Annotated in this window: 18 protein-coding genes; 14 read left to right on the forward strand and 4 right to left on the reverse strand. The window is 71.6% G+C overall.

All coding sequences use genetic code 11. From position 1 onward, the window contains the following. Positions 1-6 precede the first annotated feature (6 nt). From QQX13_RS05250 to rhaI, 3 genes are all read right to left on the reverse strand, one after another. Complete coding sequence (locus QQX13_RS05250) at positions 7-1,428, reverse strand: rhamnulokinase (RefSeq protein ID WP_301152719.1); 1,422 nt, start codon at positions 1,426-1,428, stop codon at positions 7-9. After that, a complete protein-coding gene (locus QQX13_RS05255; RefSeq protein ID WP_301152720.1) occupies positions 1,425-3,485 on the reverse strand; it encodes a bifunctional aldolase/short-chain dehydrogenase in 2,061 nt (686 codons plus the stop codon). The genes QQX13_RS05250 and QQX13_RS05255 overlap by 4 nt, the downstream gene beginning before the upstream one ends. Positions 3,486-3,585: 100 nt before the next feature. Then, positions 3,586-4,752, reverse strand: a complete 1,167-nt coding sequence (gene rhaI / locus QQX13_RS05260; RefSeq protein WP_301152721.1) for an L-rhamnose isomerase — start codon at positions 4,750-4,752, stop codon at positions 3,586-3,588. A 228-nt stretch (positions 4,753-4,980) separates the two neighbouring features. On the opposite strand from rhaI, the gene QQX13_RS05265 reads away from it, so the two are divergent. From QQX13_RS05265 to lysA, 10 genes are all read left to right on the forward strand, one after another. Continuing rightward, positions 4,981-5,991, forward strand: a complete 1,011-nt coding sequence (locus tag QQX13_RS05265) for a LacI family DNA-binding transcriptional regulator (protein WP_301152723.1) — start codon at positions 4,981-4,983, stop codon at positions 5,989-5,991. 153 nt (positions 5,992-6,144) lie between these two features. Continuing rightward, positions 6,145-7,482, forward strand: coding sequence for an ABC transporter substrate-binding protein (locus tag QQX13_RS05270; RefSeq protein ID WP_301152724.1), 1,338 nt, complete (start codon positions 6,145-6,147; stop codon positions 7,480-7,482). A gap of 75 nt (positions 7,483-7,557) precedes the next feature. After that, a complete protein-coding gene (locus QQX13_RS05275; protein WP_301152725.1) occupies positions 7,558-8,490 on the forward strand; it encodes a carbohydrate ABC transporter permease in 933 nt (310 codons plus the stop codon). After that, positions 8,487-9,341: a carbohydrate ABC transporter permease gene (locus tag QQX13_RS05280; RefSeq protein ID WP_301152727.1), complete on the forward strand. Its 855-nt coding sequence runs from the start codon at positions 8,487-8,489 to the stop codon at positions 9,339-9,341. Before QQX13_RS05275 ends, QQX13_RS05280 begins: the two co-directional genes overlap by 4 nt. A gap of 2 nt (positions 9,342-9,343) precedes the next feature. Further along, on the forward strand, positions 9,344-12,103 hold the full coding sequence (locus QQX13_RS05285) for an alpha-L-rhamnosidase (protein ID WP_301152729.1): 2,760 nt from the start codon (positions 9,344-9,346) through the stop codon (positions 12,101-12,103). Positions 12,104-12,161: 58 nt separating this feature from the next. Beyond that, positions 12,162-12,515, forward strand: coding sequence for a hypothetical protein (locus tag QQX13_RS05290; protein ID WP_301121790.1), 354 nt, complete (start codon positions 12,162-12,164; stop codon positions 12,513-12,515). Then, positions 12,512-12,814: an MBL fold metallo-hydrolase gene (locus tag QQX13_RS05295; RefSeq protein ID WP_301121788.1), complete on the forward strand. Its 303-nt coding sequence runs from the start codon at positions 12,512-12,514 to the stop codon at positions 12,812-12,814. Before QQX13_RS05290 ends, QQX13_RS05295 begins: the two co-directional genes overlap by 4 nt. Before the next feature lie 33 nt (positions 12,815-12,847). Beyond that, entirely contained in the window at positions 12,848-13,294 is a 447-nt protein-coding gene (locus QQX13_RS05300) for an MBL fold metallo-hydrolase (protein WP_301121786.1), read from the forward strand. A gap of 9 nt (positions 13,295-13,303) precedes the next feature. Next, positions 13,304-14,977 (forward strand): arginine--tRNA ligase, encoded by a 1,674-nt coding sequence (gene argS, locus QQX13_RS05305; protein ID WP_301121784.1) that lies wholly within the window; start codon positions 13,304-13,306, stop codon positions 14,975-14,977. Between the two features lie 2 nt (positions 14,978-14,979). Beyond that, the gene (gene lysA, locus QQX13_RS05310; protein ID WP_301121782.1) at positions 14,980-16,335 is read left to right on the forward strand and encodes a diaminopimelate decarboxylase; all 1,356 of its coding nucleotides are present in this window, start codon (positions 14,980-14,982) and stop codon (positions 16,333-16,335) included. Positions 16,336-16,408: 73 nt separating this feature from the next. Here lysA and QQX13_RS05315 read toward each other — a convergent pair whose 3' ends face one another. Further along, the gene (locus QQX13_RS05315; protein ID WP_301121780.1) at positions 16,409-17,260 is read right to left on the reverse strand and encodes an NAD(P)H-binding protein; all 852 of its coding nucleotides are present in this window, start codon (positions 17,258-17,260) and stop codon (positions 16,409-16,411) included. 99 nt (positions 17,261-17,359) lie between these two features. Between QQX13_RS05315 and QQX13_RS05320 the strand changes: the two genes are divergently transcribed. From QQX13_RS05320 to thrC, 4 genes are all read left to right on the forward strand, one after another. After that, positions 17,360-17,743 (forward strand): winged helix-turn-helix transcriptional regulator, encoded by a 384-nt coding sequence (locus tag QQX13_RS05320; RefSeq protein WP_301121778.1) that lies wholly within the window; start codon positions 17,360-17,362, stop codon positions 17,741-17,743. Positions 17,744-17,824: 81 nt separating this feature from the next. Then, positions 17,825-17,950, forward strand: coding sequence for a hypothetical protein (locus QQX13_RS05325; protein WP_301121776.1), 126 nt, complete (start codon positions 17,825-17,827; stop codon positions 17,948-17,950). 39 nt (positions 17,951-17,989) lie between these two features. Then, positions 17,990-19,276 carry a homoserine dehydrogenase gene (locus tag QQX13_RS05330; RefSeq protein ID WP_301121774.1) on the forward strand — a complete coding sequence of 429 codons (1,287 nt, stop codon included), beginning with the start codon at positions 17,990-17,992 and terminating at the stop codon, positions 19,274-19,276. 3 nt (positions 19,277-19,279) lie between these two features. Next, positions 19,280-20,338, forward strand: coding sequence for a threonine synthase (gene thrC, locus QQX13_RS05335; RefSeq protein ID WP_301121772.1), 1,059 nt, complete (start codon positions 19,280-19,282; stop codon positions 20,336-20,338).

Raw genomic sequence — 20,338 nt, forward strand, 5'->3', positions numbered from 1 at the left:
TTCATGTCAGTGACCCTTCGGTTCGAACACTCGTGGCTTGAACGTACGCGCGACCAGGTCGCGGAGCGACTCGAGGGAGCCGGTGATCGCGCCCAGCGCGCGGCCCTGGACCAGCACGTTGCCGATCGCGGTGGCCTCGACGGGGCCCGCCATGACGGGCAGGCCCGAGCGGTCCGCGGTGCGCTGGCACAGGAGCTCGTTGAGCGAGCCGCCACCGGTGATGTGGATCCGGCGCACCTCCTGCGCGGACAGCGCGCCCGCATCGTGCACCGCGTCGGCGAACGCCTGCGCGAGGCTCTCGATGATGCACCGCGCCATCTCCGCCCGCGACGCGGGCACCTGCAGGCCGCGCTCGCCCAGCCAGCCCGCGATGCGCGCCGGCATGTCGCCGGGCGGGATGAACACCGCATCGTTCGCGTCGAAGATGTGCTCGGGCGCCGGCACGGCGGCCGCCTGCGCGAGCAGCTTCTGCAGGTCGACCGGCTCGCCGTCGCGCTCCCACCAGCGGATGGTCTCGCTGAGGATCCACAGGCCCATGACATTGTGCAGGAACCGCGTGCGGCCGTCGACGCCGCCCTCGTTGGTGAAGTTCGCGTGCTCCGCGGTCCGGGTGAGGATCGGTGTCTCCGTCTCGACGCCCACGAGCCCCCAGGTGCCGCAGGAGATGTAGGCACCGCCCGGCTCGGTCATCGGGGTCGCGACCACGGCCGAGGCCGTGTCGTGCGACCCGACCGCGACCACCGGGGTGGCGGCGGCGAGGCCCGTGAGGTCGGCGACGTGCGGCAGCAGGGTCCCGATCCGCTCGCCGGGGTGGACGATGCGCGGGAAGAGCCGGCGCGGCAGGCCCAGGAGGTCCATCAGCTCGCCGTCCCACTCCTGAGTGGTGACGTCGAGGAGGCCCGTGGTGGAGGCGTTGGTCGCCTCGGCGACCTCGGCCCCCGTCAGGTAGTGGGCCATCAGGTCGGGGACCAGCAGCATGCGGTCCGCGACGTCGAGCATGCCCGCCTCGCGCTCGACCGCGAGCTGGTAGACCGTGTTGAACGGCAGGAACTGCAGGCCGTTGCGGGCGTACAGGGTCGAGAACGGGGCCTGGTCGTGGACCAGGTCGACCCCGCGGGCGGTGCGGTCGTCGCGGTAGTGGAACGGCTCCCCGAGCACGCGTCCGCCGCGCAGCAGCGCGTAGTCGACGGCCCACGAGTCGATGCCGATCGAGGCGATCGACTCGTCCCAGCGCGACGCCGAGCGCAGCCCGTCGAGCACGTGGGAGAAGAGCTGCTGGAGGTTCCAGTGCAGGCCGTCCGGCGTGCGGACCGGCCCGTTGGGGAACCGGCCCACCTGGCGGAGCTCGAGGGTCTCGGGACCCACCTGCCCGACCATGACGCGCCCGGAGGTCGCGCCCAGGTCGACCGCGGCGACCGCCGCCGTCATCGGAGGAAGGCCGCCGCCACGCCGGCGTCCACGGGGACGTGCAGGCCGGTCGTGTGCGTCATGTCGGGGCCGGTGATCATCGCGGCCGCGTTGGCGACGTGCTCGGGGAGCACCTCGCGCTTCAGGATGGTGCGCTGCGCGTAGAACTTGCCCAAGTCGTCCTCCTCGATCCCGTAGGTCTTCGCACGGTTGGCGCCCCAGCCGCCGGCGAAGATGCCGGAGCCGCGGACCACGCCGTCGGGGTTGATGCCGTTGACCTTGATGCCGAACTCGCCGAGCTCGACGGCCAGCAGGCGCACCTGGTGCGCCTGGTCCGCCTTGGTGGCGGAGTAGGCGATGTTGTTCGGGCCCGCGAACACGGAGTTCTTGGACGCGATGTAGACGATGTCGCCGCCCATCTCCTGGGCGATCATCGCGCGGGCGGCCGCCTGGGAGACCAGGAACGAGCCCTTCGCCATCACGTCGTGCTGCAGGTCCCAGTCCTTCTCGGTGGTCTCGAGCAGCGGCTTCGACAGCGACAGGCCGGCGTTGTTGATCACCAGGTCGACGCCGCCGAAGGCGAGCACGGCCTCGTCGATCGCGGCCTGCACGGCGGCCGGGTCGGAGACGTTCGCGGCCACGCCCACGGCGACGTCCGGTCCGCCGAGTTCGGCCGCGGCCTCCTGCGCCTTGGCGAGGTCGAGGTCCGCGATCACCACGCACGCGCCCTCGGCGGCCAGGCGGGTGGCGATGGCCTTGCCGATGCCGGACGCGGCTCCGGTGACGAACGCGACGCGGGTCGCGTGCGACTTGGGCTTGGGCATCCGCTGGAGCTTGGCCTCCTCGAGCGCCCAGTACTCGATCGCGAACTTCTCCGCGTCCGAGATCGGCGCGTACGTCGACAGCGACTCGGCGCCGCGCATCACGTTGATCGCGTTGACGTAGAACTCGCCCGCGACGCGGGCGGTCTGCTTGTTGCGGCCGAAGGAGAACATGCCGACGCCGGGCACGAGAACGATCGCCGGGTCCGCGCCGCGGATCGCGGGGGAGTCCTCGGTCGCGTACGCGTCGTAGTAGGCCTGGTAGTCCTCGCGGTAGGAGGCGTGCAGCTCCTTGAGGCGGGCGATGCAGTCCTCGACGGGGGCGTCCGCGGGCAGGTCGAGCACCAGCGGCTTGACCTTGGTGCGCAGGAAGTGGTCGGGGCAGGACGTGCCGAGCGCCGCGAGGCGCGGGTGCTCGGCGGAGCTAAGGAAGTCGAGCACCACGTCGGCATCGGTGAAGTGACCCACCTGCGGCGCGTCCATGGACGCGAGACCGCGGATCACGGGGGCGAGGGCTGCGGCCTTGGCGCGACGCTCGGCCTCCGGCAGGGCGCCGTAGCCGGCGAGCGCGGGGCCGAAGGGCTCGGGTCGGCCGTTGGCCTCGATGTACGCGGCGGCCGTGTCGATGATCTGCAGCGAGCGCGCCTCGCACTCGTCGGAGGTCTCCCCCCACGCGGTGATGCCGTGGCCGCCCAGGATGCAGCCGATCGCCTGCGGGTTCTCCGCCTTGATCGCCGCGATGTCGAGGCCGAGCTGGAAGCCGGGACGGCGCCACGGCACCCACACGACGGCGTCGCCGAAGATGCGCTGCGTGAGCTCGGGGCCGTCCACCGCGGTCGCGATCGCGATGCCGGCGTCGGGGTGCAGGTGGTCGATGTGCGGGGCGTCGACCAGGCCGTGCATGGCGGTGTCGATCGAGGGCGCGGCACCGCCGCGGCCGTGGAGGCAGTAGTCGAAGGCCTCGACCATCTCGTCCTCACGCTCGACGCCGGGGTAGGTGTCGACCAGGCCTCGGAGGCGGTCGAGGCGCAGCACGGCGAGCCCGTTCGTGCCCAGCGTGCCGAGGTCGCCGCCGGAGCCCTTGACCCAGAGGAGCTCGACGTCCTCGCCCGTCACGGGGTCGGCCGCGAGGCCCTTGGCGGACGTGTTGCCGCCCGCGTAGTTGGTGTTCTTCGGGTCGGCGCCCAGGCGGTTCGAGCGGGCGATGAGCTGGTCGGCCGTGGTGTGCGATGCGGCCGCGGACGTGGGGACGGTCACGGTGGTGCCTTTCGGGAGGGGTCTGGTGGTGGGGTCGGGACGATGCGGGAGGGCCGCGGGGCGCACGGGCAGGGAGGTGCCGCGCGCCCCGCGGCGGGGCTCAGGCGCCCCAGCCGGCCTGGACTCCGCCGACGCGGTCGGCGGCGATCTGCGCCAGGTAGCCGGAGTCGGCGAAGGCCTTCATCGGGTCGGCGGGCAGGCCGCGCTCCTCACGCCAGGCGGCGAGGTCGGGGCGCACGTCGGTGTAGAACGCGTCCATGAGGATGCCGTTCGCCTTGAGCACGTCGCCCTCGACCTGCGCGGCCGTGAGGGCCTCGCGGTCGACGAGCAGCGCGCGCGCCGTCATCTCCTGGACGTTCAGCACCGAGCGGATCTGGCCCGGGATCTTGTCCTCGATGTTGTGGCACTGGTCGAGCATGAACGCCGTGTCGCCGTCCGTGCCGTAGCCGCCGCCGCGCAGCACCTCGACCAGGATGCGGAACAGCTGGAACGGGTCCGCGGCGCCGACGATCAGGTCGTCGTCCGCGTAGTTGCGAGAGTTGAAGTCGAAGGACCCGAGCTTCCCCAGGCGCAGCAGCTGCATCACGATGAACTCGATGTTGGTGCTGGGGGCGTGGTGGCCGGTGTCGAGGCACACGGTCGCGCGGTCGCCGAGCGCGGCCACCTGGGCGTAGGAGGTGCCCCAGTCCGGCACGTCCATGTGATAGAACGCCGGCTCGAAGATCTTGTACTCGAGCACCAGGCGCTGGTGCTCGCCGATCCGGTCGTAGATCTCCTGGAGCGCCTCGGCCATGCGGTCCTGACGGCCGCGCATGTCGTCCTGACCCGCGTAGTTGGTGCCGTCCGCGAGCCAGATCTTGAGGTCGCGCGAGCCGGTGGCGTCCATGATGTCGATGCACTCGAGGTGGTGGTCGATCGCCTTGCGGCGGATGCGGTCGTCCCGGTGCGCCAGGGAGCCCAGCTTGTAGTCCTCGTCCTGGAACGTGTTCGAGTTGATGGTGCCGAGCGCCACGCCCTCGTCCTCCGCGTGCTTGCGCAGCACCGCGTAGTCGTCGACCTTGTCCCACGGGATGTGAAGGGCGACGCTCGGGGACAGGCCGGTGAACTTGTGGACCTGGGCGGCGTCCGAGATCTTCTCGAACGGGTCGCGGGGGGTGCCGGGGGTGCCGAACACCCGGAAGCGGGTGCCCGAGTTGCCGAAGGCCCACGAGGGCAGCTCGATGGCCTGCTCCTCGAGTCGGCTGGCGACGTGGCTGCTGAAGGCCATCGTGTCTCTCCTTCGAGTCCGGCCCGGGGCGGGCCGCGCCGTCGGCGGCGCCCTTGCCCGGGTCAGTGCGGTTACGGCGCATCCGCCGTGTTGAAACGATTCAAACCTTAGGCGCGTGCGGGGCTGCGGTCAAGTCGGGTGCGTGTGGGGCCGCTCCGGCGGTGCGGAGGCGTCGCCGGTGGAAGGTTTCAGTATCCTGGCGGGACCCCAGGTGGAGGAGGTGGCGCGGTGGCGGTGAGCGTGCGCGAGGTGGCGGCGCTGGCCGGCGTGTCCGTCGGCACGGTGTCGAACGTGCTCAACCGCCCGGACCACGTCAAGGCCGAGACCGTCGAGCGGGTCCACCGCGCGATCGACGAGCTCGGCTACGTCCCCAACGCCGCGGCGCGACAGCTCCGGGCGGGTCGCAGCCGGGCGCTCGCGCTGGTGGTGCTCGACGTGGCGAACCCGTTCTTCACCGACGTGGCGCGGGGCGCCGAGGCGAGGGCGGCCGAGGACGGCTACACGGTGCTCCTGGCGAACTCCGACGAGTCCCCCGAGCGCGAGGCCAGCCACCTCGAGGTGTTCGAGGAGCAGCGGGTCGGCGGGCTGCTGATCTCTCCCGTCGAGGACGACCTGTCCCGGCTCGAGCTCGCGCGCGACCGGGGCATCCCGGTGGTGCTCGTGGACCGCGAGGCGGGCGCCTCCGGCTTCCCCTCGGTCTCGGTCGACGACGTGGCCGGCGGCGCGCTCGCGGCGCGTCACCTGCTCGACCTGGGTCGCCGACGGCTCGCGTTCGTCGGCGGGCCGCTGCGGATCCGGCAGGTCGCGGACCGCCATCGGGGCGCCTCCGAGGCCGTCGCCGCCGTCGAGGGCGCGAGCCTGCACCTGGTCGGCACCGACGAGATGTCGCTCGACGAGGGTCGGCGCGCGGGCGAGGTGCTGCGCGCGCTCGTGCGCGAGACCGGCATCGACGGGATCGTCGCGGCCAACGACCTGCTGGCGATCGGCGTCGAGCGGGCGCTGCTGTTCGGCCCCGACCCGGTGCAGGTGCCCGACGAGGTGGCGCTGGTCGGCTACGACGACATCTCCTTCGCCGCCTCCGCGGTGGTCCCGATCACCTCGGTGCGGCAGCCGCGCGAGCTGATCGGCTCGACCGCGGTCGAGCTGATCCTCGAGCAGGGGGAGCGGCCGGACCGCGCGACCGCGCGGCACGTGGTGTTCGAGCCGAGCCTCGTGATCCGCGCCTCGACCGTGCCGTGAGCCGCGCGTCGGAAGCGTGCCGGGCCCGGGTCGCGTGCTCGTGACCGTCCCGTTATTGAATCGTTACACGAACACTGGCGGGACCTAGGTCCTCTGTGCTTGAATCGGTTCAACGGCGGGGCAAGGAGGCTCCGCCGCGGATGGAGGACAAGGATGCCTTTCACTCACCGCCGCCGCGCGATCGCGCTGCCGGCCATCATCGCGGTCTCGGCCCTCGGCCTGGCCGCCTGCTCGTCGGGGTCCTCGAGCCCCGACTCGTCCGGCTCGGGCGAGACCACCGACTCCATGGAGCCCGTGGAGCTCTCGTTCCTGGTCGACAACACGGAGACCAGCGTCGGGATCGTCCAGGCGCTGACCGACGCGTACACGGCCGAGCACCCCAACGTGACCTTCGCGATCGAGGAGCGTCCCGGCGGAGGCGACGGCGACAACATCGTCAAGACCCGCCTCCAGACCGGCGAGATGTCGGACCTCTTCTTCTACAACTCGGGCTCGCTGTTCCAGGCGCTCGCCCCGACCAAGACCCTGATGCCGATCGACGACCTGGCGAACGCGGACGCGATCTCCGACACGTTCAAGGCGGGCGTGACGGCCGACGGCATGCTCTACGGCGTCCCCGCCGGCACCGCCATGGGCGGCGGCGTCATGTACAACATCCCGATGTACGAGGAGCTCGGTCTCGAGATCCCGACCAGCTGGGACGAGTTCATGGCCAACAACCAGGCGATCCTCGACGCGGGCAAGGTTCCCGTGATCCAGACCTTCGCCGACACCTGGACCTCGCAGCTGTTCGTCCTGGGAGACTTCGCCAACGTGCTCGCGGTCGACCCCGACTGGGCCGACAAGTACACCGCGAACGAGGTCAAGTACGCCGACGGCTCGCCCGCGATCGACGGCTTCGTCCACCAGCAGGAGGTCTACGAGGCCGGCTACCTCAACGAGGACTTCGCCTCCGCGACCTTCGCCGACGGCGTCCGCATGGTCGCCCAGGGCGAGGGCGCGCACTACCCGATGCTGAGCTTCGCGCTCGCCGAGGTCCTGGCGAACTCGCCGGACAACGTCGACGACGTCGGCTACTTCGCGATGCCGGGTGCGGCCGCCGACAGCCCGCTCACCACCTGGCTCGGCGCGGGCATCTACTCCCCGACCACGACCGAGCACCCCGACGCGGTGAAGGACTTCATGAACTTCGTCGCCACGCCCGAGGCCTGCGACATCCAGACCGAGGCCGTGGGCGCCCAGGGCCCGTACTTCGTGGACGGCTGCACGCTGCCCGACGACGTGCCGCAGATGGTCGCGGACATGCTGCCCTACTTCGACGCCGGCAACACGGGCCCCGCGCTCGAGTTCCTGTCGCCCATCAAGGGTCCTGCGCTCGAGCAGATCACCGTCGAGGTCGGCTCCGGCATCCGCACCGCGGAGGACGGCGCCGCCCTGTACGACCAGGACGTGGAGAAGCAGGCCCAGCAGCTGGGTCTCGAGGGCTGGTAAGCCCTCCGTCCGACACCGATCACGCCTCCGGGTCCCGGCCGCGGCCGGGACCCGGAGGCCCGGCGGAGCCACCTCATGACTGACACCCTTCCCCGCGCCCAGCAGGCGCCCCCCGCGACCGACGCCCCCACCAGGCGAGGCCGGCGCGACCGCAAGCGCAGCCCGTACCCGATGTGGTTCTACCTGCCGGCGGCGATCATCTACGGCGTGCTGTTCGTGGCGCCCACCTTCGCATCGTTCTACTTCTCGCTGACGCGCTGGACCATCTTCGACTCGGAGTTCATCGGCTTCGACAACTTCGTGACGTTCTTCTCGGAGCCCTACCTCTTCCAGAGCCTGATCCACACGCTCCTGTACGCCGTGATCACGTCGGGCCTCAAGGTGGTCCTGGGCCTGCTCTTCGCGGTGTTCCTGTCGAGCCAGATCATCGCCCGCGGGTATCTCCGCTCGGTGGTGTTCTTCCCGGTGCTGGTGTCCGCGGTCGGCGTCGGCGTGACCTTCAGGGTGCTGATGGACCCGTTCGACGGGCTCATCAACAACGTCCTCGCGGGGGTCGGGATCGACGGTCCCGGGTGGCTCACGGACCCGGATCTCGCGCTGTTCTCCGTCGCATTCGTCGACGTCTGGGCCGGCGTGGGCATCGCGACGCTCATCTACATCGCGGGCATCGTCGCCATCCCGCAGGAGTACTTCGAGGCCGCCAAGGTCGACGGAGCGAGCGCGACCAAGTCCTTCTGGCACGTGACCCTGCCGCTCATGCGGCCGGCGACCACCACGGTGATCATCCTGTCGCTGATCGGCGGCCTGCGCTCCTTCGCGCTCATCTGGACCATGACCGGCGGCGGTCCCGGATTCAGCTCCGACGTGCTCGCGTCCATGGTCTACAAGCAGTACCAGGCGGGCTTCTACGGTCTGTCGACCGCGGGCAACGTGGTCCTCTTCGTCCTGGTCGCGGCGATCGTCATCCCGCTCTTCTGGTTCCTCAACCGCAAGGAGGTCGACCGATGACCACCGCCGCCGGTACCCCCAAGCTCAACCGCACCTACAAGTGGGTGGGCGGACTCCTCGGCATCGTCGTGACCACCGTCGTGTTCATCGTGCCGTTCGCCTTCATCTTCCTCACCGCCTCGAAGAGCGGTCAGGAGGCCTCGCTGCTCCAGTTCTCGTGGCCCACAGAGTGGCACTTCGTCGAGAACCTGGTCGAGGTCATCCAGGCGCGCGACTACATCCTGGTGACGGCCTTCATCAACTCGACCATCCTCACGGTGGGCTCCGTCACCCTCATGGTCGTGGTCTCCGCGCTGGTCGGCTACGTGCTCCAGCGTCGCAAGAGCCGCTGGAACCCGTTCATCAACTTCCTGGTGCTCGCCGGGCTGATCGTGCCGCCGGCCGTGGTCCCGACCATCTGGGTGATGCAGTCGCTGGGGATCTACAAGACCCTCCACGGCCTGATCCTGGTCGAGGTCGCCTTCGGCATGGCGTTCTGCGTGCTGATGTTCCGTGCCTTCGTCGCGACCATCCCCCGGGAGCTCGACGAGGCGGCGGTCATGGACGGAGCAGGCCCGCTCAGGCTGTTCTTCCAGGTGATCTTCCCGCTGCTGCGCTCCGTGATCGTCACCGTGATCGTGGTCCAGTCGGTGTTCGTGTTCAACGACTTCCAGAACCCCCTGTACTTCCTGCCGGGAGACAAGGGCGCGACCGTGCAGCTGACCGTCTACAACTTCCTCGGCCAGTTCAACGCGCAATGGAACTTCCTGTTCATGGACATCCTGCTCATCACCATCCCGATGCTCGTGATGTACATCATCTTCAACCGACAGATCGTCGCCGGCATGACCTCCGGCGCAGTGAAGGGGTGACCGTGCCGACCGCCACCAACGTCAGCGTCCTGCTCGAGAGCGGGACGTTCGGCGAGATCGTGATGACCCGCACGCCGCGCCTGTCGTGGGCGACCGCGACGGACGCGGCCGACTGGGAGCAGGACGGCGCCGAGGTCGAGTGGGACTCGACCGGCGGCGCGCTGATCCGCGAGCTCGCGGGCCCCGCCGCCGCCGCGGTCGCCTGGCCGTTCTCGCCTCTCGCGACCGGGCAGCGCGGCACCGTCCGCGTGCGCGTCCACTCGAAGGCCACCGGCTGGAGCCCGTGGAGCGCGCCCGTTCCCGTCCGGTGCGGGGTCGCCGACGGCTGGTCCGCCGCGTGGATCGCGCATCCCGGCGCCCGCGCCGAGCAGTGCCCGGTGCGCCTCCGCCAGGCGGTGAGCGTCCGTCCCAAGCTCCGGTCGGCGCTCCTCTACGCCACCGCGCACGGCGTCTACCAGGCCTCGGTCGACGGAATCCCCGTCGACGACGAGCGCATGAAGCCCGGCTGGACCCACTACGGCGACCGCGACACCTACGCGTGCACGGATGTCACGGCGCTCCTCACGGAGGGCACCCACGCGGTCGCGGTCGACCTCGCGGCGGGCTGGTACGCGGAGAAGTTCGGCTTCAACGGGCTCGAGCGGTACATCTACGGCTCGCAGCCCGCGTTCTCCGCGGTGCTGCGGCTCGAGTACAAGGACGGCACCGTCGAGGAGGTCGTCACCGACGGCACCTGGGACGTCACCGACGAGGGCCCGATCCTGTCCTCCGGCATCTACGCGGGCGAGCAGGTCGACGCCCGGCGGCGGGAGCCCGGCGGCTGGGTGCCGGCGGCGGCATCGCCCGTCACGCGCGTGCCCGTGCCGCGCACCAGCCCGCCGGTCCGCGTCACGGAGGAGCTGTCGCCCGTCGAGGTGATCCGCACCCCGGGAGGCGCCACCGTGCTCGACTTCGGTCAGAACCTGGTGGGCCGGCTGCGGATCTCGGTCGACGGGCCGGCGGGCACCACCGTCACGCTGCGCCACGCGGAGGTGCTTCAGCACGGCGAGCTCGCGCTCCGACCGCTGCGTCGCGCGACGGCGATCGACCGCTACACGCTCGCGGGCGGCGGTCCGGAGACGTGGGAGCCCCAGTTCACGTTCCACGGCTTCCGCTACGCGCAGGTCGACGGCTGGCCGGGCGAGCTCGACCCCTCGGACGTCACGGCGCTGGTGATCCACTCGGACATGCGCCGGACGGGCGCCTTCGAGTCCTCGCACGGGCTGCTCGACCGCCTTCACGAGAACGTGGTGTGGTCGATGCGCGGCAACTTCCTGTCGATCCCGACGGACTGCCCGCAGCGCGACGAGCGGCTCGGCTGGACCGGCGACATCCAGGTGTTCGCCCCCACCGCATCGTTCCTCCACGACTCCGACGCCTTCCTGTCGTCGTGGCTCGAGGACCTCGCGCTCGATCAGACCTCGGATGGCTCCGTGCCGTTCGTCGTGCCCGACGTGCTCGAGTCCGCGGCGATCGGCACGGCCGCGTGGGGCGATGCGTCGACGCTCGTGCCATGGACCCTCTACCAGCGCTTCGGCGACCTCGACACGCTCGCGCGGCAGTTCCCGTCGATGCGGCGCTGGGTCGACTGGATGGCGTCGCGCACGGGGGAGAACCTGCTGTGGGAGGACGACTTCCAGTTCGCCGACTGGCTCGATCCGACGGCTCCTCCGGACCGCCCCGCGGATGCGAAGGCGGACAAGGACCTGGTCGCGACGGCCCACCTGTTCCGGTCCGCCGATGTGGTCGCCCAGGCGGCGGGCGTGCTCGGGGACGATGCGGCGGCGCAGCACTACGGCGACCTCGCCGCCCGTGTCCGGGAGGCGTGGCTCCGTCAGTACGTGACCGCGTCCGGCCGGCTCATGTCCGACGCGCAGACCGCGTACGCCGTCGCGATCGGCTTCGGGATCGTGGACGACGAGCGTCGCGACGCGATGGGGGCGAGGCTCGCGGAACTGGTCGAGCGGGCGGGCTACCGCATCTCGACGGGCTTCGTCGGCACGCCGCTGATCGCGGACGCGCTCACCGACACCGGCCACGCGGACGTCGCGGGCCGGCTGCTGCTCAACGACGAGAACCCGTCGTGGCTCTACCCGGTCACCATGGGCGCGACCACCATCTGGGAGCGCTGGGACTCGATGCTCGAGGACGGCAGCGTCAACCCGGGCGAGATGACCAGCTTCAACCACTACGCGCTCGGGGCGATCGCGGACTTCCTGCACCGCCGCGTCGCCGGGCTGGCGCCCGCGGCGCCCGGCTACCGGGAGGTCGAGGTCAGGCCGCTGGCGCTCGACGGGCTGGACCGCGCGAGGGCCACCTTCGAGTCGGCCTACGGCACCCACGAGGCCGGCTGGGAGCGGGTCGGCGAGGGGGTGCGGCTCCGCGTGGTGGTGCCGCCGAACACCCGTGCGACCGTGCACGTGCCCGGCGCCGACGCGCCGGTGACCGTGGGGTCCGGGACGCACGAATGGGTCGCCCCCGCGACCGTACGGACCGGAGGAACGGCGTCGTTCTCGGTCGACACGCCCCTGGTCGAGATCCGACGCTCCGACGTCGCCTACGGGGCGGTGCGCGAGGCGCTGATCGCGATGCTCGGTCGGGAGGGCGCGAGCGACCTGCTGCGGACCCTCGAGTGGGGCCCGCGCGGGACCTTCCGGATGCAGGCGCTGCTGCTGCCGCCGGGCGTGGTCGACGCGGTCGATCGCGCGCTCGCCGCGGTCTGACGCGGAACGCGAGGGGCCCGGCCGGAACCCGGCCGGGCCCCTCGCGCGTTCACCTGGCATGCGAACCGTCTCGCTGGCCGGCGCCGTCGCCCTCGCCGCGATGCTGTGCGCGTGCTCGGCCTCCGAGACGGACGTGCGCGACACCCGCGAGCCCGACGCCGTCGGGACGGTCGTGAGCGTCGAGGCCGGCGCGGGCTCGTTCGACGTCGAGTTCGCGCCCGACGCCGGCTACGAGTACTTCGACGGCACCACCTTCGCGTTCGCCGACGGCGGCGCGCTCGAGTCGGCGACGGGGGAGGCGCTCACCGCCTCGGACCTGGCGGTCGGGGACCACCTGGAGGTCTGGGTCGAGTCGTGCGCGGAGTCGTTCCCCGTGCAGTGCCCGGATCCGGTGGGCAGACTGGTGCCGTGACCCCGGTCGAGATCTCGCTGGTCGGCGGCCCCACCGCGGTGCTGCGGTATGCGGGGCTGACCTGGCTGACCGACCCCACCTTCGACCAGCCGGGCGTGTACGGCAACCTCGAGAAGACCGCCGGCCCCGCGTTCGGGCCCGAGCACATCGGACACGTGCACGTGGTGCTGCTGAGCCACGACCAGCACGAGGACAACCTGGACCGCTCCGGCCGGGCGGCGCTCGCGGAGGCGGGCCACGTGCTCTCCACGCCGTCCGCGGCGGACCGGATCCCCGGCGTCACCGGTCTGAAGCCCTGACACAGCGTCTCGGTCCTGGGCCATCACGCGCCCGTGACGGTGACCGCCGTCCCCGCGCAGCACGGCCCCGACGCGGTGGCCGAGCAGCTGGGCGACGTCACCGGCTTCGTGCTCGAGGCGCCCGGCTGGCCGACCCTGTACTTCTCCGGGGACAACTCGGAGACCGCGGTGGTCGCGCGCGTCGCGCGCCGCTTCCCCGACGTCGAGATCGCGCTCGTGTGCGCGGGCGCCGCGCGGGTCGCGCGCCTGGACGATGCGCTGCTCACCCTCGACGCCGCGCGCACGCTCGAGGTGGCCGGGCTGTGGCCCGCCGCGACGGTGGTGCCGATCCACGTCGACGACTGGGCGCACTTCTCCCAGCCCCGCCACGACCTGCGCGAGGCGGTGCGCGACGCGCCTGGTCGGGACCGCATCGTCCTGCTGGAGAAGGGCGCCTCGACCCGTCTCCCGCGCGCGAGCGCGGCCCTCCTGCACGCCTAGACTGGACGGGTGACACCCGAAGAGCTCTCCGCCACCATCCGCACGTGCCTGCTCGAAGGCATCGACGACTCGGACTTCCAGCTGTCCCCGTTCGACGTCCCGGAGGTGCGCGTCGAACGCCCCCGCCAGCGCGAGCACGGCGACTGGGCCACCAACGTGGCGATGCAGCTCGCGAAGAAGGCGGGCTCGAACCCGCGCGACTTCGCCGCCACGCTCGTCGAGCGGCTCGCCGCCGTCGAGGGCATCGACTCCGCGGAGGTCGCGGGCCCCGGGTTCATCAACATCCGCCTGGCGGCCGACGCCGCCGGCCTGCTCGCCAAGGGGATCGTCGACTACGGCAAGGACTACGGCCGGGGCGAGTCGCTCACGAGCCACACCGTGAACCTCGAGTTCGTCTCCGCGAACCCGACCGGTCCCGTGCACCTGGGTGGCGCCCGCTGGGCCGCCGTGGGCGACTCCCTCGCCCGGCTCCTCGAGTTCCACGGCGCGACGGTCATCCGCGAGTACTACTTCAACGACCACGGCGTGCAGATCGACAACTTCGCGCGCTCGCTCGTCGCGGCGATCCTCGGTGAGGACACCCCCGAGGACGGCTACGGCGGCGACTACATCCAGGAGATCGCCAACCAGGTGCTCATCCAGGCCATGGAGGTGGGGGAGAGGGACCCGCTCGAGCTGCCCCGCGAGGAGCTGCAGGAGTTCTTCCGCGCCCGCGGCGTGCACCTGATGTTCGACCAGATCAAGGAGCAGCTGCACGACTTCGGCGTCGACTTCGACGTCTACTTCCACGAGGACTCGCTCCACAAGTCGGGCAAGGTCGAGAAGGCCGTCAAGGAGCTCAAGGAGTCGGGTGCGCTGTACGAGGCCGACGGCGCCTGGTGGCTCCGGTCGACCGATCATGGCGACGACAAGGACCGCGTGGTGATCAAGTCGGACGGCCATCCCGCGTACATCGCCGGCGACATCGCGTACATCCGCGACAAGCACGAGCGCGGCGCCGACCGCTTCATCTACCTGCTCGGTGCCGACCACCACGGCTACATCGCCCGCCTCAAGGCGGCCGCCGCGGCGCTCGGCTACGACCCCGACGCCGTCGAGGTGATCATCGGCCAGCTGGTCAACCTGGTGAAGGACGGCCAGCCGGTGCGCATGTCCAAGCGGGCCGGCACCGTGGTCACGCTGCTCGACCTGGTCGAGGTGGTGGGCGTCGACGCCGCCCGCTACGCGCTCGCGCGCTCGAGCGCGGACTCGACGCTCGACATCGACCTGGACCTGCTCGCCTCGGCGACCAAGGAGAACCCGGTCTTCTACGTGCAGTACGCGCACGCCCGGACCGCCGGCGTCGCCCGCAACGCCGCCGAGTACGGCATCCACCGCGAGGACGGCTTCGACCCGTCCGCGCTCACCCACGAGACGGAGTCCGTGCTGCTCGGCGTGCTGGGCGAGTTCCCGCGCGTGGTCGCGCAGGCCGTCGAGTTCCGCGAGCAGCACCGCGTGGCCCGATACCTCGAGGACGTCGCCGCGGCGTTCAACCAGTGGTACGACCGCACCCGCGTCACCCCGCAGGGCGACGAGGAGATCACCGACCTTCACCGCACCCGCCTGTGGCTCAACGACGCCGCGGGCCAGGTGCTCCGCAACGGCCTCCACCTGCTCGGTGTGAGCGCGCCCGAGAGGATGTGACCATGAGCGCCACGGCAGCCCCCCACGCAGTGTTCTCGCACACCGTCGAGCGGGGGGAGGACGGGGCGCTCAGCGTCGGCGGCGTCGACGTCCGCGAGCTCGCCGGCCAGTACGGCACCCCGCTCTACATCATCGACGAGCAGGACATGCGCGACCGCGCCTGCGCGTTCCGCGACCAGTTCGCCACCGCGTTCGGCCGCCACGGCGCCGAGGTGGACGTCTACTACGCGTCGAAGGCGTTCCTGTCCTCGAAGGTGGCGCGCTGGATGCGCGCCGACGACCTCTGCATGGACGTCGCCTCCGGCGGCGAGCTCGAGATCGCGCTGCGAGGCGGCATGCCCGCGGCGCGGCTGGGCCTCCACGGCAACAACAAGTCCGACGCCGAGCTGCGCCGGGCCCTCGAGGTGGGCGTGGGGCGGATCATCGTCGACTCGTTCACCGAGATCGAGACGCTCGACGCGATCGCGCGGGAGATGGGCACGGTCGCCCCGGTGCTGGTGCGCGTCACCACCGGCGTGCACGCGGGCGGCCACGAGTACATCGCCACCTCCCACGAGGACCAGAAGTTCGGCCTCTCCCTCGCCTCGGGCGCGGCGTTCGAGGCGCTCCTCGAGTGCCACGACGCCGAAGGGATCGACCTGCGCGGCATCCACACCCACATCGGATCCCAGATCCTGTCGCTCGCGGCGTTCCAGGAGAGCGCGGAGCGCATGCTGGGCCTGCGCGCGTCGTTCCTGATGGAGGCGGGCGTCGAGCTCCCGGAGGTGGACCTCGGCGGCGGCTACGCGATCCAGTACACGCCGCACGGCGAGGCGCTGAGCCCGCACGATGCGGCCTACGGCATGGCGGACGCGGTCGCCGCCGCGCTCGCCAAGGTCGGCGGCTCCTGGCCGCACTTCAGCATCGAGCCCGGACGGGCGATCGCGGGCCCCGCGGGCATGACGCTCTACCGCGTGGGCGTGGTCAAGCACGTCGCCCTCGATGACGGCGGCGAGCGCCAGTACGTCGCTGTCGACGGCGGCATGAGCGACAACATGCGCACCATCACCTACGGCGCGGAGTACACCGCGACCGTCGCGTCGCGGCTCTCGGACGCGGAGCCCGCCCTGTCGCGCGTGGTCGGCAAGCACTGCGAGAGCGGCGACATCGTCGTCCGCGACGTCGAGCTGCCGCACGACATCGCGCGCGGCGACCTGCTCGCGGTGCCCGCCACCGGCGCCTACGGGCGCGTGATGGCGCACAACTACAACGCGATGCTGCGGCCTGCCGTGGTCTCGGTCCGCGACGGCGAGTCGACGGTGCACATCCGCCGCGACACCCTCGAGGACCTCTTCGCCTGGGACGTCGCGCCGGACTGAGTCCGCATCGTCCCGGACGGGACGAGGCCCGCGCCCCCCAGGGGGTCGCGGGCCTCGCGCGCGGTGCGGAACGTCAGACGGCGGCCTTGACCGCGGCCTCGAGCGAGGTCGGCGCACGGCCGATCAGCTGGACCAGGTCCGTCGAGCCGGTCTGCAGGTCGCCCTGGGCGATGGACGCGTCGATCGAGGCCCAGAAGCCCGCGGTGCCCTCGTCGAGGCCCGCCTCCACCATGCCGGCGGCGAGCTGGTCGACGGTGACGTTGGTGTAGGTCACCTCGGTGCCCGACGCGGCGGTGACGGTCGCCGCGAGGTCCGCGAGAGTGAAGTCGACGCCGGCGAGCTCGTAGACCGGCTTGACCGCGTCGGCGGTCACGGCGGCCGCGGCGGCCTCCGCGAAGTCCTGGCGCGTCGCGGCCGAGATCACGGCCCCGTCGGTCGCGCCGACGATCGCGCCACGCTCGACGTAGCCGGGGACCTGGCCCGTGTAGTTCTCGATGTACCAGGAGTTGCGCAGCGCGACCGTCTCGATCGGGGAGGCGGTGAGGCGCTCCTCGGTGGCGAGGTGCTCGGGTGCGAGCGCGTTCGAGGTGGTGTCCGCCTTGAGGATCGACGTGTAGACGATCCGCGACACGCCGGCCGCCTCGGCGGCCTCGATCACCGCGACGTGCTGGGGAAGACGCCGGCCGGGCTCCGAGGCGGACACGAGGACCAGGCGGTCGACTCCCTCGAGCGCGGTGGCCAGGGTCTCCGGCCGGTCGTAGTCGGCCTCGCGGGTGCGCACGCCCAGGGCGGCGAGCTCCTCGACCTTGTCGGTGTCGCGGGCCAGCGCGACCACGTCGAACGGGGAGAGGTGGAGGTCGAGCAGGGCGCGGACGATCTTCTCGCCCAGCTGGCCCGAGGCTCCGGTGACGGCGTACGTGGTCATGGTGATCCTTTCGAGACGCGGGGCGGTCTGCCCCTCCGACGCCCATACTAACTAAACGAAAGCGCTATCCATTCCACAGCGTTCACGTATCCTGAGCGCATGACCGAGGAGACCGGGCCGGACCAGGAGCTGATCGCGAACGTGTTCGCGCGCGGCTGCTCCTCGCGGGCAGCCTTCGAGACGGTCACCGGACGGTGGGCATCGCTGGTGCTGCTCGCGCTCGCCGACGGGCCGCACCGCTTCGGAGAGCTGCGCCGCCGGGTCGAGGGCGTGAGCGAGAAGATGCTCTCCCAGGCGCTCCACGGGCTCGAGCGCGAGGGCCTGCTGGTGCGCACCGACCATGGCACCCTGCCGCCGCGGGTGGACTACGCGCTCACCGAGCTGGGCGCGGACATCGCGGGGCGCCTCCGCGCCCTGGCCGACCTGCTGGAGGGCGCCGTGCCCGAGCTCGACGCCGCCCGCGCGGCGTACGCGCGCGACTGAGCCCCCGCATCGTCCTCTCTCCGGTGGCGGGCCCCGCCCGCGCGCGGTTGACTGGAGGGCGACGCGCAAGGAGGTGCGACCGTGACCGTGCAGCCCGAGCCCGACAAGAAGCCGAGCATCTTCGACCACGTGGAGGAGGAGGTGTGGGACGAGCCCGACGACGACCCGGGCGAGGCCGGATCCCCCGCCGAGGGCCCCATCATCTGACGCCCGGGCGCGCACGGCGCTCCCGGTAGAGTGGGGGCCGTGTCTGACCCCCTCAAGCCCGTCTCCATCGCCATCCTGGGCCCTGGCACCGTCGGCTCCGAGGTGGTGCGCCTCCTGACCGCGCAGGCCGAGGACCTCGCCGCGCGCGTGGGCGCGCCGCTCGAGATCGCGGGCATCTACGTCCGCGACACGTCGAAGGATCGCGGGCCGAACATCCCGCGCGCACTGCTCACCGACGACGCGTCGGCGCTCGTCGCGAAGGCCGACGTCGTGGTCGAGCTCATGGGCGGCATCGAGCCGGCGCGCACGCTGATCCTCGAGGCGATCGCCTCCGGCGCCTCCGTGGTGACCGCCAACAAGGCGCTGCTGGCGCAGCATGGGCCCGAGCTCTACGAGGCCGCTGACGCCGCCAACGTGGACCTGTACTTCGAGGCGGCGGTCGCCGGCGCGATCCCCCTGGTGCGTCCGGTGCGCGAGTCGCTCGCCGGCGACCACATCTCGCGGATCCTCGGGATCGTGAACGGCACCACCAACTACATCCTCGACGAGATGACCATGCGGGGGCTGGACTACGACGTCGCGCTGAAGCAGGCGCAGGAGCTCGGCTACGCCGAGGCCGACCCGACCGCCGACGTCGAGGGGCACGATGCGGCGGCCAAGGCCGCGATCCTCGCCTCCCTCGCCTTCCACCAGCGGGTCGCGATGGACGACGTCTACTGCGAGGGCATCTCCGCGGTCACCTCCGAGGACGTGATCGCCGCGCGCGAGACCGACCAGGTGATCAAGCTGCTCGCGATCGCGGAGCGCACCGCCGACGGCGTCGCCGTGCGCGTCCACCCCGCCCTGGTGCCCATGACGCACCCGCTCGCGGGCGTGCACGGCGCCTTCAACGCGGTGTTCGTCGAGGCGGAGTCCGCCGGCGGGCTGATGTTCTACGGCCAGGGCGCCGGCGGCACGCCCACCGCGTCGGCGGTGCTGGGCGACCTGGTGTCCGTGGCGCGCCACAAGGCGAGCGGCGGCAAGGGCCCGCACGAGTCGAACTACGCGGAGCACGAGGTGCTGCCGATCGAGGCGGCGCTGACGCGCTACTGCGTGCGCATGTCCGTCGAGGACCGCCCGGGTGTGCTGTCCGCGGTCGCCGAGGTGTTCGCGCGCCACGACGTCGGGATCGAGATCGTCCGACAGGTGCCCGGTCAGACCCACGCGGGGCTGATCCTGTCGACGTACTCCGCGCCCGAGCGCGATCTGCGCGCGACCGTGTCCGACCTCGAGGCGTCCGACGCCGTCGCCGAGGTCAAGTCCGTGCTTCGTATCGAGGGGGAGTAAGCCGTGGCGCACGTGTGGCGCGGGATCATCCGCGAGTACCTGGACCGTCTGCCGTTCTCCGCGGAGGACCGGATCGTCACGCTGGGAGAGGGCGGCACGCCGCTGGTGCCGGCGCCGTCGATCTCGGCCGAGGTGGGCGCGGACGTGTTCGTCAAGGTCGAGGGCATGAACCCGACCGGCTCCTTCAAGGACCGCGGCATGACCTCCGCGATCACGCAGGTGGTCAAGGACGGCGACCACACCGTGGTGTGCGCCTCGACCGGCAACACCTCCGCGTCCGCGGCGGCCTACGCGGCGCACGCGGGGCTGCGCTGCGTGGTGATGATCCCGCAGGGCAAGATCGCCGCGGGCAAGATGGCGCAGGCGATCGTGCACGGGGCCGACCTGGTGCAGGTCGACGGCAACTTCGACGAGTGCCTCGACATCGTGCGCGAGCTCTCGGAGTCCTACCCGATCGCCCTGGTGAACTCCGTCAACCCGTACCGCCTGCAGGGGCAGAAGACCGCGGCGTTCGAGATCGTCGACCAGCTGGGCGACGCCCCCGACATCCACATGCTGCCGGTGGGCAACGCGGGCAACATCTCCGCGTACTGGATGGGGTTCAAGGAGGCCGTCGAGGGTGGCAGCGCCACCCGCACGCCCAAGATCTGGGGAGTCCAGGCGGCCGGGGCAGCGCCCTTCGTGGCCGGGCACCCGATCAAGGACCCCGAGACGGTCGCGACCGCGATCCGCATCGGCAAGCCCGCGTCCTGGGACCTCGCCGTCGCCGCGCGCGACGAGTCCGGGGGCTGGATCCGCGCCGTCTCCGACGAGCAGATCCTCAACGCGCAGGCGCGCCTCGCGGCCGACGTCGGCGTCTTCGTCGAGCCCGCCTCCGCGGCGCCGATCGCCGGGCTGCTGGCCGCCGCCGCGCTCGGCGAGGTGCCGCGGGGCGCCACGATCACCTGCACCGTCACCGGCAACGGGCTCAAGGACACCGCGACGGCGCTCGCCGGACGCGAGGTCGAGCCGCTCGTCATCCCCGTCGATGTCGAGGCCGCCGCCGCGGCGCTGGGGCTCTGA

The organism is Demequina lignilytica, assembly GCF_030418375.1.
Taxonomy (GTDB): domain Bacteria; phylum Actinomycetota; class Actinomycetes; order Actinomycetales; family Demequinaceae; genus Demequina; species Demequina lignilytica.

What these genes read in the sequence shown, in the direction of transcription:
- QQX13_RS05320 (WP_301121778.1), top strand. Translation starts at nt 17,360, where the DNA reads ATGACCGAGGAGACCGGGCCGGACCAGGAGCTGATCGCGAACGTGTTC.
- QQX13_RS05290 (WP_301121790.1), top strand. Translation starts at nt 12,162, where the DNA reads ATGCGAACCGTCTCGCTGGCCGGCGCCGTCGCCCTCGCCGCGATGCTG.
- QQX13_RS05270 (WP_301152724.1), top strand. Translation starts at nt 6,145, where the DNA reads ATGCCTTTCACTCACCGCCGCCGCGCGATCGCGCTGCCGGCCATCATC.
- QQX13_RS05280 (WP_301152727.1), top strand. Translation starts at nt 8,487, where the DNA reads ATGACCACCGCCGCCGGTACCCCCAAGCTCAACCGCACCTACAAGTGG.
- rhaI (WP_301152721.1), bottom strand. Translation starts at nt 4,752, where the DNA reads ATGGCCTTCAGCAGCCACGTCGCCAGCCGACTCGAGGAGCAGGCCATC.
- QQX13_RS05275 (WP_301152725.1), top strand. Translation starts at nt 7,558, where the DNA reads ATGACTGACACCCTTCCCCGCGCCCAGCAGGCGCCCCCCGCGACCGAC.
- QQX13_RS05250 (WP_301152719.1), bottom strand. Translation starts at nt 1,428, where the DNA reads ATGACGGCGGCGGTCGCCGCGGTCGACCTGGGCGCGACCTCCGGGCGC.
- QQX13_RS05315 (WP_301121780.1), bottom strand. Translation starts at nt 17,260, where the DNA reads ATGACCACGTACGCCGTCACCGGAGCCTCGGGCCAGCTGGGCGAGAAG.
- lysA (WP_301121782.1), top strand. Translation starts at nt 14,980, where the DNA reads ATGAGCGCCACGGCAGCCCCCCACGCAGTGTTCTCGCACACCGTCGAG.